Annotated in this window: 14 protein-coding genes and 1 pseudogene; 12 read left to right on the forward strand and 3 right to left on the reverse strand. The window is 39.4% G+C overall.

What is annotated here, in order from left to right:
* The first annotated feature begins 191 nt into the window (after nucleotides 1–191).
* On the forward strand, nucleotides 192–1,115 hold the full coding sequence (gene glsA / locus HNR31_RS09320; protein WP_181555974.1) for a glutaminase A: 924 nt from the start codon (nucleotides 192–194) through the stop codon (nucleotides 1,113–1,115).
* Nucleotides 1,116–1,152: 37 nt separating this feature from the next.
* Entirely contained in the window at nucleotides 1,153–1,548 is a 396-nt protein-coding gene (locus HNR31_RS09325; RefSeq protein WP_181555975.1) for a cytosolic protein, read from the forward strand.
* Between the two features lie 56 nt (nucleotides 1,549–1,604).
* On the opposite strand, the gene HNR31_RS09330 is transcribed toward HNR31_RS09325, so the two are convergent.
* A complete protein-coding gene (locus HNR31_RS09330) occupies nucleotides 1,605–1,937 on the reverse strand; it encodes a hypothetical protein (protein ID WP_181555976.1) in 333 nt (110 codons plus the stop codon).
* 584 nt (nucleotides 1,938–2,521) lie between these two features.
* On the opposite strand from HNR31_RS09330, the gene HNR31_RS09335 reads away from it, so the two are divergent.
* Entirely contained in the window at nucleotides 2,522–3,016 is a 495-nt protein-coding gene (locus tag HNR31_RS09335) for a DUF1572 domain-containing protein (RefSeq protein ID WP_181555977.1), read from the forward strand.
* A 193-nt stretch (nucleotides 3,017–3,209) separates the two neighbouring features.
* Here the strand turns inward: HNR31_RS09335 and HNR31_RS09340 are convergent, their stop codons facing one another.
* Together HNR31_RS09340 and HNR31_RS09345 are read right to left on the reverse strand one after the other, a co-directional pair.
* Nucleotides 3,210–3,656, reverse strand: coding sequence for a PH domain-containing protein (locus HNR31_RS09340; protein WP_181555978.1), 447 nt, complete (start codon nucleotides 3,654–3,656; stop codon nucleotides 3,210–3,212).
* A gap of 18 nt (nucleotides 3,657–3,674) precedes the next feature.
* A pseudogene (locus HNR31_RS09345) lies at nucleotides 3,675–4,192 on the reverse strand (IS1595 family transposase); the annotation flags it as partial.
* 570 nt (nucleotides 4,193–4,762) lie between these two features.
* Between HNR31_RS09345 and HNR31_RS09350 the strand changes: the two are divergent.
* The 9 genes from HNR31_RS09350 to HNR31_RS09390 all read left to right on the forward strand — a co-directional run bounded on the left by HNR31_RS09350 (nucleotide 4,763) and on the right by HNR31_RS09390 (nucleotide 13,472).
* Nucleotides 4,763–5,668, forward strand: coding sequence for a LysR family transcriptional regulator (locus HNR31_RS09350; protein ID WP_181555979.1), 906 nt, complete (start codon nucleotides 4,763–4,765; stop codon nucleotides 5,666–5,668).
* Nucleotides 5,669–5,809: 141 nt separating this feature from the next.
* Nucleotides 5,810–6,841: an LLM class flavin-dependent oxidoreductase gene (locus tag HNR31_RS09355; RefSeq protein WP_181555980.1), complete on the forward strand. Its 1,032-nt coding sequence runs from the start codon at nucleotides 5,810–5,812 to the stop codon at nucleotides 6,839–6,841.
* Nucleotides 6,831–8,174, forward strand: coding sequence for an LLM class flavin-dependent oxidoreductase (locus HNR31_RS09360; protein WP_181556114.1), 1,344 nt, complete (start codon nucleotides 6,831–6,833; stop codon nucleotides 8,172–8,174). Before HNR31_RS09355 ends, HNR31_RS09360 begins: the two co-directional genes overlap by 11 nt.
* Before the next feature lie 501 nt (nucleotides 8,175–8,675).
* Nucleotides 8,676–9,986: a homocysteine synthase gene (locus tag HNR31_RS09365; protein ID WP_181555981.1), complete on the forward strand. Its 1,311-nt coding sequence runs from the start codon at nucleotides 8,676–8,678 to the stop codon at nucleotides 9,984–9,986.
* A gap of 388 nt (nucleotides 9,987–10,374) precedes the next feature.
* Nucleotides 10,375–10,515, forward strand: a complete 141-nt coding sequence (locus HNR31_RS09370; RefSeq protein ID WP_181555982.1) for a hypothetical protein — start codon at nucleotides 10,375–10,377, stop codon at nucleotides 10,513–10,515.
* Nucleotides 10,516–10,540: 25 nt separating this feature from the next.
* Nucleotides 10,541–10,801 (forward strand): glutaredoxin family protein, encoded by a 261-nt coding sequence (locus HNR31_RS09375; protein ID WP_181555983.1) that lies wholly within the window; start codon nucleotides 10,541–10,543, stop codon nucleotides 10,799–10,801.
* Between the two features lie 138 nt (nucleotides 10,802–10,939).
* Complete coding sequence (locus HNR31_RS09380; RefSeq protein WP_258561042.1) at nucleotides 10,940–11,485, forward strand: GNAT family N-acetyltransferase; 546 nt, start codon at nucleotides 10,940–10,942, stop codon at nucleotides 11,483–11,485.
* Nucleotides 11,472–12,611 carry an amidohydrolase gene (locus tag HNR31_RS09385; protein WP_181555984.1) on the forward strand — a complete coding sequence of 380 codons (1,140 nt, stop codon included), beginning with the start codon at nucleotides 11,472–11,474 and terminating at the stop codon, nucleotides 12,609–12,611. Before HNR31_RS09380 ends, HNR31_RS09385 begins: the two co-directional genes overlap by 14 nt.
* Before the next feature lie 18 nt (nucleotides 12,612–12,629).
* The gene (locus HNR31_RS09390) at nucleotides 12,630–13,472 is read left to right on the forward strand and encodes a MetQ/NlpA family ABC transporter substrate-binding protein (protein ID WP_181555985.1); all 843 of its coding nucleotides are present in this window, start codon (nucleotides 12,630–12,632) and stop codon (nucleotides 13,470–13,472) included.
* Nucleotides 13,473–13,474 lie beyond the last annotated feature (2 nt).

Below are 13,474 nucleotides of genomic sequence, written 5' to 3' on the forward strand. Positions count from 1 at the left end.
AGCGTGAGGAACATGATTATGGTGAACGATGTGATTCATAAAATGATTTATGATCTTGAAAAAAAGCAGGATGAACTTAATAAAAAATGGATCAAACGAAAAGGCCTCTAAACATATGATGTGTTTAGAGGTTGTCTTTTTGTCTACATAACGATCAGCTGACGGGGCATAATAAAAAAAGGTGATAAATGATGTACACTGCAATAGAATTGCAACGATTTGTGGAACAAGCGAAACCATACGCGAAATATGGAAAAGTGGCCAATTATATTCCTGCTCTTAGCAAGGCCAACCCTGATGATTTATCCATTGCCATTTATTATCCTGATGGAACGGTTGTTTGTGCGGGAGATACGGAGAAAAACGTAACGCTCCAGAGCATTTCGAAAATCATTACTCTCGCGTTTGTGTTAATGAATCGTGGAGAGAAAGCTGTATTTCATAAAGTCGGAATGGAACCGACGGGCGATCCGTTTAACTCGATTGCCAAATTAGAAGAAGTACAACCAGCAAAGCCGCTGAATCCAATGATTAACGCTGGTGCGTTAGCGGTCACACATATGATTGATGGCACAACCGTAACGAAACGGTTTCATCAATTGTTAACGTTCGTGCACAGTCTGACGGGGAATGCGGCGATCACGTACTCTAAGGAAGTAGCTCAATCGGAGTTTGAAACGGCATTTTTGAACCGCTCGTTATGTTACTTTTTAAAGCAGCATGGCATCATTGACGAGGATGTCGAACAATTAATGGATTTATATACAAAGCAATGTGCCATTGAAATGACTTGTATCGATTTAGCGAGAATAGGGCTTGTTTTTGCGATGGACGGGTTTGACCCTATCACAAAACAACGGATCATGCCGCCTCATGTCGCCCGCATTTGCAAAACATTTATGGTCACATGCGGCATGTATAATGCTTCAGGGGAGTTTGCGATTAAAATTGGCATTCCAGCCAAGAGCGGAGTCTCAGGCGGAATCCTCGCCGCTGTCCCAGGACGTCTTGGCATCGGCATCTTTGGCCCCGCCTTAGATGAAAAAGGAAACAGTATTACCGGCATGAAACTGTTAGAACTGTTATCCAAAACCTATTCGCTGAGTATATTTTAAGCCTATAGAATAACTCTAGTATGGAGGGATCATAGCCATGAAATCCTTTACTGTCCATTTTCATAGCGAAGACCAGATGGAAAGCATCACTGTTCAAAAGCTAAGTGCGGATGATTATCATAAGGTGACTGAAGGCGGGACAAGACATTTGTTTGATTTGGACACCAATATAGGTTTTTTTGTATTTTTTGATGCGGAAGACACGAATGGGAATGAATCATATCTTGTTCTTCAATATGAAGACGATAGCGAAGATCCGAGCGCTTGCTACTCTTTTGAACTGAAAGATTTTTATGAATTTGCGGCATTATATTTAAACGATTTGGCATTCAGCGACGAAATCAATGAGGAAGAGGAAGAATATGGACCGATTCACCATTTGGCCCATCTGATGTATCACATCGTCGAGGAAGGAAAAGCAGTAGAAGTTTGACAAAGCACATCCTGGATCGATTTTGATCCAGGATGAAAACATGGTTGTCGCTTGCCTTACATGGCGAGCCGCAACTGCTTTTCTATATTTCCCTTAATAAGCTTTAACTCTTGACCGTCAACGATCAAATCGATCAATACACCATTGAATATATCTTGATTTGTCTTTTTATAGTTGGATTGTAAATATTGAACGCGGTACCATTTTCCATCATGCTGGAAGTACATGTAACGGCCTCTTGTAAAATCAATCCAAAATTTTACGTACTTCCCATTCAATATTTTAAGGACATACCCCCATGATCTCCCTTGATGGGAATCCGTCATTTTTGGTCTGCCTGAATTGATTACTTTATAATATAATCTATTTTTCATATCATAGAGCATCATCGCTTGATTACCTCCTGTTTTGTTATCTATTACATATATAGATAGGATGATAGAAGATTAGACTCGTTTTTAGTACAAAAAATTTTCGTATTGAACTGCTGCATTATACATTGCAAGGAGAATGGCTATGAAGGATGCCCGGGTTCATCATGATAACTGGTGCTTTAAAGCACGATCATATTATGACGATTCACGTGTTCACATTGAAGCTAGAGGGCTTGAAGAGGGGAATACAAGTGTTTACATCTCCACTCCTTAGTTTAACAAAGGCCCGCATGTCTTCGGTACGTGTTTTATTTCATATGTACAGATTAAAGGAATGCTGCACACTTGTTTCTTTTCTATTGTTGAACTGCCTCTCTATCCATTCCTTTTAATTGTTTTGATCCGATATCGATAACATGTAAATGTTAAGCTGGATATGCTATTGGCTATAAAAAGGCTTAATAAAAATAGCTTCTTTATATAAAGGATTGAATTGAATGGTTTGCCAATAAAGCGGTTCGGTCATTTTGGTATAAACAGGAATATAGGGTCCTTTTGTGGAATGGATATAAATAGAGGATCTTTATGGAGGTGTGGATATGAGCATTGGGAAAGAGTACTTAAAGGTTGTTAGGGAACGTTTTTTGGATATGAAAAACATAGCAGAACGAGCAATGGAGCAATTGTCTGAAGAAGAGCTTTTTTACTGTTTCAATGAAGAATCAAACAGTATCGCGATTATTGTCAAACACATGAGCGGCAACATGATTTCCCGATGGACCGACTTTTTTATTTCCGACGGTGAAAAACCGAACAGAAACCGTGATGCTGAATTTATCAATGATCTGAAAAGCAGGGAAGAACTCCTCGCTTGCTGGGAAAAAGGATGGGAGACATTTTTGAACACTTTAAATGAAATGCACGAAAATGACCTTTTAAAAACTGTTACCATCCGAAATGAACCTCATTCCGTCATTCAAGCCATCGAACGGCAAATGTACCATTACTCTTATCATGTTGGACAGATTGTCTATATCGCCAAACAAATTAAATCTAAGCATTGGAAGACGCTGACGATTCCAAGGAGGAAGTAATTAGAGTGGCATTATTTTTGGAAATGAATATTTAAAAACTTTTTCGATATTTTTAACTTTTTCTAAAGACTAGCTTTTTTTAAAGAGATAGATAGAATTAGCCAAATTTCGTGTTTTAGTTTTAGAACAGCAGCAAGACTCAGTTTTTAATTAGCTATCTCAAAAAAGAAAGTTGCTATAAAGCTAACCTTCTTCAAAAATGATTATCTATTTGTATTTCAGGATTTCGCTTTTGTAATTGATAAATAAATTCATCTTTATTTTTCGGTGAGATGGTAACGATTTCAAAGTTTCCATAATTAATTTCTATTTTATCCATGGATAAAGCAGGTGCTGCAAATGGATTTTTTGTTGTCCTTACACTGCTTATTTCTTTGATGTTTATTGTTTTCCTGTAAGGTCCACTTTTGACCATAATCTTGGACTCCTCAATTTTATATCCCGTATCAAACCAGATCCAAGATAGTAACAGAGCCGGAACAATCATGATGATCATCGTAATGAGTTTGTTGTTTAATATAGAAGGAAGCATAATGACTCCTATTGGCTCTATAGCAAAAATTGGTGGGATAATAAAAACGAATATGGATAACCAAATAATGATTGCCATCCATATGTCTTTTTTTGATGGAAAATACATTTCAACGCCCTCCCTTCATTACCAATTATACGTTCTTAGCGAATGATAGGTTTCATTAATTGGAAATAAACAACTTTCTACAAGCATTTTTTATTGACTTGTTATTATTTCGATGTTTCACAATATCTAAAATCTAAGAATGAAACCAGCTCAAATATGGTTGAACATTTTCTCACCAATCCATTGAATCGTTGTATCCAGCCTTTCAAACGGCTGTTGTTTACGTTTTGGATATGGTAAATTCTTTTAAACTCTTTCTATACCATCTGATTTAAAACGAAAAAGTTCTCCAAAGCGTATTGTACATTGACAATTTAGAGTTGATTTCACAATTCGTCCTCTATCAAGAACGTCTGAATAAGTGGCTTCTTGACGGTCACTTGCGATTAAAACGCATACTTGTTCGTGATTAACGCCACGAAATTTTGAAGAATTGCCACGTTTGCGTGGTGTCCTCTCTTTAACTTTAATGTTTCTTTTTCCTTTTTCAGAGGATAGGAAGTACGCGTTTTGTCCATTTCTACAATTCCTGAGATGCGTTAAAATTCATTTGTATAACAAATGTCCTCCTTCATTTGATGTTTTTAGAGGAGAAGTTCCGTTCCTCCCTTATTTTTCAAGAGAAGCTGACATTCAATGAATTCTTCCATAAACATCACTCTGAAAATCTAGGAGATGGACCTCAATGGTCTTTTCTAAGTTCAACTACAAACGTTGGCTTGAAACTATCATTACATATGTTTGCTATATATCCCTCAGCCTTTTTATGAGATTAAGGTTTCCTGTTATTTCTTTTTTAATGTAAAGTCCTATAAATAAAAATTCAAGATAAAACCCGCCTTGAGTTGAGAGCCTCTAGTGATTTAGTGATATATTAAATCTAATGAAAAAGATATGTAAAGTCAGAGTCTTAAAAAGCAGGGAAAAAATTTCTGCATTTACTTACTTGGCTCAGAAATTTTTTTAAAAATTAACTTTACTTATCGGAATAATATGAATAAAATGAATAAAAATCACGTGAAACTGATTAGTCATCCAAGAGCTCTTGAGTGCATCTACATTCGGGAGCTTTTTGTTTTCATATTTAAAAAAAGAGGGGGAGAAACATGAACATTGATTATATTGAAGCGTTTATGTATGTCGTCCATTTTAACAGCATTCATAAAGCAGCAGAAGCGTTGTTTTTATCACAGCCAACGGTTACGGCGCGGATCAAAGCATTGGAGCGAGAGCTGGATACGGAACTGTTTAAACGGCAAGGCAGAAGCATTACACTGACGGAAAAAGGAAAAATGTTCGTTCCATATGCTGAGCAGATTCTCCGCACTTTCCATCAGGGGAAAAAACAACTGAAAAAAAGAGCGGATCAGGAAGAGGTTGTCATTGGAGCCAATCTCATTACATCTCAATATTTTATTCCGTTTGCACTGCCGCTCTGGAAAAAAGCGCATCCAGATCTTCGTTTTAAGTTTATTTCAGCGTCTAACGAGGTGCTGATAGATAAGCTGCTTCAAAAGCAGATTGATGTGGCGTTTATGAAAGAAGTGTCGCATCATGCGTTGCAGCATAAACCGCTCCTTGACAATTCGATCCGGCTTGTTGTAAAGCCAGGGCATCCATTTCAGTTTCAGTCAAAGTTGTCCGCGCAACAGCTGGCACGTGAACCGTTAGTGTTTTTTGAGTGCGGCGCATTTGACTGGAATCGCGTTCACAAAATCTTTGAAGTAGAGAACGTGGAACCACGAATTGAATTTCAGGTGGATCATCTGGAAGTGGCAAAATCGCTCATTCAAAGTGGATGCGGGATCGGATTTTTGCCTTATTTATGCATTAAAAGTGAACTGGAAGCTGGCCAACTGGTGGAAGTCAACGTCGATCATCTGATGATGCTAAAACAGTATATCCATGGAACATATTATGGACCTGAGTCCCCTTTTATATGGAATACCATTCTTTCATCGGTTGAAAAATTTAAAAAAAATGCAATTACATCAGTATCGCAAACGAATTGATAGATTTTTTGGATGAATTGTATAAATCTTTCTATCACCGGAAGTATTGCCTTTTCACTATTTCCGGTGGTAGGATAAATCACAAAAATAAAACCTATTATTCATATATATAAACTAAGAATAAAAACAGGGGGAATACATATGAGTTATCGGCTTGGTTTGTTAGATCAAAGCCCAATTCCTGAGGGGGCTTCGGCATTTGATGCCTTGCAGCAGACAGTCCATCTCGCTCAAAAAGCCGAAGAATGGGGATATTCGCGTTTCTGGGTATCGGAACACCATTACACGGAGCAACTGGCGGGGGCGTCACCAGAAGTATTAATTTCATATTTGCTTGCCCGGACGAATTCGATTCGGATCGGGTCAGGAGGAGTCATGCTTCAACATTACAGTCCTTTTAAAGTTGCGGAAAATTTCCATGTTTTGTCTTCTCTTGCACCTGGGAGAGTTGATCTTGGCATTGGGAAGGCGCCGGGGGGACTTCCATTGTCAACAAAGGCATTACAGTTCGGAACGATGAATGGCGGAAAAGACTTTAAAGAGCGCCTCGTTTTTTTACAAAAGTTAATTGAAGATGCAGTCGACGAACATCATCCGCTCGCTGGCATTCGAGCTACACCAATCCCTCCAGAAAAACCTGAAATCTTTTTACTTGGAGCTAGTCCCCAAAGTGCGCAACTAGCCGCTGACCTTGGCGTTGCTTTTGTATTCGGCCTATTTCTTAATGGTGATATTAAGGTGCTTGAAGAAGCGGTACGCGTTTATCGAAAGAACTATCCGGATGGGTGTTTTCTCGTATCCGTTGCCATTGTCGCTGCCCCTTCACAACAAGAAGCGGAGCAACTGGCAGGAGAGCAAAAAATATTCAAAGTGCATCTTCAAAGCGGTCGTACAGTAACAGTTCAATCATTGGAGCAAGCGCATGCCTTCGGAAAGCAAGCTGACGAAGCTTACGAAGTGGAAGAACAAGCTAGCAATATTATTGCAGGCACGCCTTTATATGTCAAAGACGTTTTAACAAATTTTCATAAAAAATATCAAGTGGATGAATTTATTTTGCACACCCCGCTTCAAAAAACAGAAGAACGGATTCGGACTTTTCAATTGCTAAGTCCAATTCATTCGAATGAGGACTACACCAATGAAGAAAGGGATGAAGAATATGTCTCATAAAAAACAGATTCAATTAGGAATTATGTTGCACGGTCCAGGCAGTCACATGAACGCATGGAAAGACGCAAGTGTTCCAAAAGATGCCAGTGTTAACTTTCCGTATTATAAATCCATTATCCAACAAGCAGAGGCAGCAGGATTTTCTTTCGCCTTTGTTGCAGATGGATTATATATTAATGAAAAATCGATTCCTCATTTCTTGAATCGCTTTGAGCCGCTGACCATTTTATCTGCCCTTGCAGTAGTAACATCGAGAATAGGGCTGGTTGGCACGGTATCGACGACTTATAGTGAACCATTTACTGTTGCCCGCCAATTTGCATCACTGGATAAAATAAGCGGTGGCCGTGCTGGATGGAATGTAGTCACTTCTCCTTTGGAGGGGTCTACAAGAAACTACAATAAAGGAGAACATCCACCGCATTCGCTTCGGTATGAAATAGCGGAAGAATTTTTACAAGTCGTAAAAGGACTGTGGGATTCATGGGAAGATGATGCTTTTGTACGAAACCGTGAAACCGGGCAATTTTTTGACCGAAATAAGCTTCATGTTTTGAATCATAAAGGCCGTTTCTTTTCTGTTGAAGGTCCATTAAATATCGAACGTTCGAATCAAGGGCAGCCTGTCATTTTCCAGGCAGGTTCTTCCGAAGCCGGCAAGAATCTGGCTGCAAAAGAGGCAGATGCTGTTTTCACCAATGCAGAGACGCTTGAACAGGCACGAGCTTTTTATGAAGATGTGAAACGGCGGGCGGAAGCGAATGGACGGAACAGAGACGAGATTCTCATTTTCCCGGGGATTCATCCGATTGTCGGTGCAACTATTGAAGAAGCGGAAGAAAAATACAAAGCGATTCAAAACCTTGTGTCGATCGAAGAGGCGCTTCATTATTTAGGGCGGTTCTTTGATCACTTCGATTTCAGTGTATTTCCGCTTGATGAGCCGTTTCCGGATGTGGGCGATGTCGGGAAAAACAGCTTCCAATCGACAACCGATCGGATTAAGAAGAACGCGCGTGAAAAGAACTTAACGCTGCGGGAAGTGGCTTTGCAGGTAACAACTCCAAAAGGAGCTTTTTTTGGAACATATGAGCAGGTGGCCGATCAATTAATTGCCTGGGTGGAGGGAAATGGAGCGGATGGATTCATTTTCGCTCCACCTGTTCTCGGCAGCGGCTTAACCGATTTTATTCAGCACGTCATCCCGATTCTGGAAGAGCGGGGCTACTACAGCCGGGAGTATCAGAGTGATACACTACGTGGAAATTTAGGGTTGCCGTACAAAGAGAATCAGTATATGAAAAAACCAAAAGAAACGACTCATTTTCTATAAAAAGAAACGACTCATTTTCTATAAAAGGATGTTCTTTTCAAAGCCGCTGCCTGCTTGCGTATAATAGGTGCAAATTTGAACAGCCAAAGCCAATAAATCTTGATAATAACCGGATGGTTAGCTGCCATTTATATTCATAAGAAAGTGTGGAAGACATTTGAAACCCATCGAATTACTTCAGTCCTGCAGATAAAGACTTCCCCGTGCTTTTCGGGCTAACTAGGGAGCTTACGCTTTTTTATAGCTAATAAAACTTAAAACGAATATATATAGTTTCTTTAGAAAATTTAGAAAAGAAAATTGACATTTATAGATTTTAGGAGTAAATTTTTGTATATAAAACTAAACCTATATATTTACTTAGATAAATAAAATCTTGCATACTTTTCACATTTGCCGGTTAGTCAACTAAAGGCATCTTCTTTTTATTCTTAAGCAAAGAAGATAGGTGTCTTTTTTGAAAATTTTTATCAAGATTAAATTGGAAGGGAGAAAATGATTATGTCAAATGAAAGAAAGCTTCAGCCTGAAACTTTAGCGGTGCATGCGGGGCAAGTGCCAGATCCCACAACTTTATCAAGAGTAGTACCGATTTATCAAACAAGCTCGTATGTATTTAATGACAGTCAACATGCTGCTGATTTGTTTAGCTTAAAAGAAGAAGGTTATGTTTATACAAGAATTATTAATCCAACGACCGATGTATTTGAAAAACGGGTTGCTGAGCTTGAAGGCGGGGTGGGGGCGCTTGCGCTTTCATCTGGTCAAGCAGCTGTTTTTTATTCCATCATCAATATTGCTTCCGCTGGAGATGAAATTGTTTCTTCGTCAAACATTTATGGCGGAACGTATAATTTGTTTGCTCATACGCTGCCTAAATTCGGGATTACCGTTAAATTTGTGGATTCTACCGATCCGAAAAACTTTGAACATGCGATTACAAGCAAAACAAAAGCAGTGTTTGCTGAAACGATTGGCAATCCAAAAGGTGACGTATTGGATATCGAAGCTGTTGCGGAAATTGCTCATAATCACTCTATTCCACTAATTGTTGATAACACAATCCCTAGCCCATACTTACTTCGTCCAATTGACTTTGGTGCAGATATTGTTGTGCATTCTGCAACAAAATTTATTGGAGGGCATGGAAATTCAATTGGTGGAATTATTGTCGATAGTGGAAAGTTTGACTGGAAGAAGAGCGGAAAGTTCCCAGGCCTAACTGAACCAGATCCAAGCTATCATGGTCTCATTTATACAGAAGCTGCCGGAGAAGCTGCCTATATTACGAAAGCACGCGTCCAACTGCTTCGAGATCTTGGTGCGGCATTGTCACCATTCAATTCATTCTTGTTTTTACAGGGACTTGAAACTTTACATTTGCGCTTGGAACGTCATAGTCAAAATGCTTTAGAGGTAGCGAAGTTTTTAGAAAAAGAGGAAGCCGTCGAATCCGTAAGCTATCCTGGTTTAGAAAGCCATCCTTCTTATGAGTTAGCGAAAAAGTATTTACCAAAAGGGCAAGGTGCCATCTTAACCTTTGAAATTAAAGGCGGCGTTGAAGCAGGGAAAAAATTAATTGATTCTGTTCAACTATTCTCTCACTTAGCCAATATTGGTGATTCTAAATCGTTAATTATTCATCCTGCTAGCACTACGCATCAGCAATTAAGCAGTGAGGAACAATTAGCTGCTGGGGTTACACCAGGACTTATTCGTTTATCTGTTGGTACAGAGGCAATTGATGATATTCTATATGATCTAAAGCAAGCAATCAAAGCTAGTCAAGCTGTCACTTCTGTTGTGAGGTAAACTTTTTCTGTTTTATTCCCCTCTTAATTTAATATACCTATTTTGAGCTCAATCGAATGATGATTGAGCTTTTTTTGGTGTGACGAGCGTGCTCATCAACTAGTCAGCAACGTGCCAAACATCGGTTAAAAAATGCAATTATATCAGTATCTCAAACGAATTGATAGATTTTTTGGATGAATCGTATAAATCTTTCTATCACTGGAAGTATTGCCTTTTCACTGTTTCTGATGGTAGGATAAATCACAAAAATAAAACCTATTATTCATACCTATAAACTAAGAATAAAAGCAGGAGGAAAACGCATATGAGTTATCAGTTGTTTTGGTAGATTAAAGTCCGATATCTGGCTGTAAAAGAAGCAGATGCTGTTTCCACAAATGCAGAGATGCTCGAACAGGCTTTTTATGAAGATGTGAAACAGCAGGCAGAAGCGAATGGACGGAGCAGAGAAGAGATTCTCATGTTCTTGGGGACTCATCCGATTGTCGGTGCAACAACGGATTTAATGGAAGAAAAATACAAATAGATTTATTCATAAGGAGGAATTTATGATGTCAAAACCATTATCAGTTGTCGTCTGGTCAAAAGAAGGATGTCACTATTGCCAAGAGGTCAAACAATTTTTAAAAGAAAAGCAGGTAGACTATCAAACCATCGATGTGACGAATCGGGATGAACTGCGTGATATTTTAGAAGTTAAATATGGCATTCGACACGTACCAGTTGTTGAAATTGGTCGCGGGGATGTATACAAAGGGGTGACAAAAGTCGGGCTCAGTTATCTTGCGAAAGTATTGAACGCTCATCTGTAAATTAACTGACTCATTTTCAGCAACTACATTCTGTATGAACGAAGATATTCAAAAAATTTCGGGAATTTTAAATGAACCGTTGTCTTGCATTATCGAAAATAGGGACTCGATTGTGAGTAATAACTGGGAGGAAAGAGGATGAATAAAACGAATCATGTACAGATACATGATATGCTAGCTGAAGATAAAGAAGCGGTGCGGCAGCTTCTGATTGACAGTTACCGGCAGTATGAGCGGGATTATCAAGATCCGAATGTGTGGTTTGATTATTTGGCAGATATTACGGCGTCTGTTGATAATCCGAATGTGGATCGGATTTTGGTGGCGAAGAGCGGCCAAGATATTCTCGGAACCCTTCAACTGTTTGAGTCATCGGAAAAGGCATATGGCCGGCCGGAATTAAACATTTTTTCACCGATTGTCCGACTGCTGGCAGTTCATCCGAAGGCGAGAGGGCGTGGTATTGCGCAAAAATTGTTGAAAGAAAGTATCCGATATGCGCAATCCAAAGGGGCGGTTCACTTGTACTTGCATTCCAGCGATAAAATGCAAAAAGCGATACAGTTGTATGAATGGCTCAGATTTAAGCGAGATCAGTCAAAAGATTTTCAAAACCATGATATTTTAGTGAAGTGCTATCGGTTCGATATGAAAAAGGAGGTGCCCGTTTGTGGGGCAATCTAATCTGGAAGAGCGCTTAATTGCGATCCGGCGCCACTTTCATCAATACCCAGAATTGTCGGGCGAAGAGTTCGAGACAACGAAAACCATTCGTTCACTTTTAGAGCAAGCAGGTATTCCGATTTTAGAAACAAGCCTCCAAACGGGATTAGTAGCGCAGATAAGCGGGAAAAAGCAAGATCCAATCATTGCTTTGCGCGCTGATATCGTTGCTCTTCCCATTCAAGAAGAAACGGACTTGCCTTATGCTTCAAAAATACCGGGGAAGATGCATGCTTGCGGTCACGATTTTCATACCGCTGCTTTAATTGGTGCCGCTTATTTGTTGAAGGAAGAAGAGGAAGAGCTAAATGGTTCGGTTCGCTTCATTTTTCAACCGTCTGAGGAGATTGGTGGGGGAGCAGAAAAAGTCATCGCTGCTGGTCACTTGGAGAAAGTGAAAGCAATTTTTGGCTTACATAATAAACCGGATTTACCGGTTGGAACAGTCGGTATTAAGAGAGGACCATTAATGGCGAGTGTTGATCGTTTTATCATTGAGGTTGAAGGTGTTGGAACACACGCCGCAGTGCCTCATGCAGGCATTGATTCTATTGTCGTTGCCTCACATATTGTTATTGCTTTACAAACGATTGTCAGCCGGCAATTAAGTTCGTTTGATAATGCGGTAATCAGTGTTGCCCACATTTCAGCAGGAAATACATGGAATGTGATTCCGAGAACGGTTTTCTTAGAAGGAACTGTTCGAGCGTTTTCTGCCGAAACGAGGGAAAAGATTCCGAAGTTTATCCAACAAATCATTACTGGTGTTGCCAATGCTCACGGTGCTCAAGCAACACTTCGCTGGATGCCGGGTCCGCCTCCTGTTCTAAACGAAGAAAAGGCTACTGAGCTATCCGTTCAAACGGCTGAGCAATTGGGATTAAACGTTGTTGAGCCGACGCCATCAATGGCTGGAGAGGATTTTGCTGTCTATCAAAAGAAAATTTCGGGTTCGTTTGTTTTTATCGGGACTTCTGGAACACATGAATGGCATCACCCTGCTTTTACGTTGGATGAACGGGCTTTGCCTATCGCTGCGCGTTATTTAGCAGAAGTGGCGAAAAAGGCATTAAAGCATTTTAAATGAAACGGGGTGCTTGGGAAAATGAGAAAATTTTATGTATTGGTCTTATTCACGATTGTATTTGGTATTTTAATAGGTTGCGGTAAAAACGAAGCATCTGGTAATGGAAAGGATACAAAAGATAAAACTGAGGAGAAAACAGTAACATTAAAGATTGGGGCTTCATCGACACCACATGCGGAAATTCTTGAATTTATTAAACCAAAGCTAGAGAAAGAAGGCGTTAAGCTTGATATTAAAATCATTAACGATGGCATTCAAACGAATGAACAGACAGCAAATGGAGAGTTGGATGCTAATTATTTTCAGCATACTCCGTTTTTGGAGCAGACAAATAAAGATAGCGGATTAAATCTCGTAAAAGTTGTTGGTGTTCATATTGAACCATTTGGTGTTTATTCAAAAAAAATCAAATCGATTGATGAGCTTTCAAAAGGAGCAAAAATTGCAATCCCAAAAGATCCTGTTAACTTCTCTCGCGCTTTGCGATTGTTTGCTGCTAACGGAATTATCGAATTAAATGAATCTTCAAATACAAATAAAAATTATACCGTACAAGACATTAAGAAAAATGATAAAAAGCTTCAATTTATTCCAGTTGATGGTCCGCTGCTAGTGCGTGCACTTGATGATGTCGAGGCTGCTGCAATCAATACGAACTATGCTTTAGAGGCCGGTCTTAAACCGAAAAAAGATGCTCTTATTATCGAGGGAGATCAATCCCCGTATGTCAACATTTTAGTAGCACGTCCAGACAATAAGGATTCAGATGCGATTCAAAAGCTTGCAAAAGCATTAACAAGTCCAGAAGTAAAGAAGTTTATTGAAGACAAATATGGTGGAGCTGTTGTTCCGGCATTTTAAGG

The organism is Thermaerobacillus caldiproteolyticus (assembly GCF_013761245.1).
Lineage (GTDB): Bacteria > Bacillota > Bacilli > Bacillales > Anoxybacillaceae > Thermaerobacillus > Thermaerobacillus caldiproteolyticus.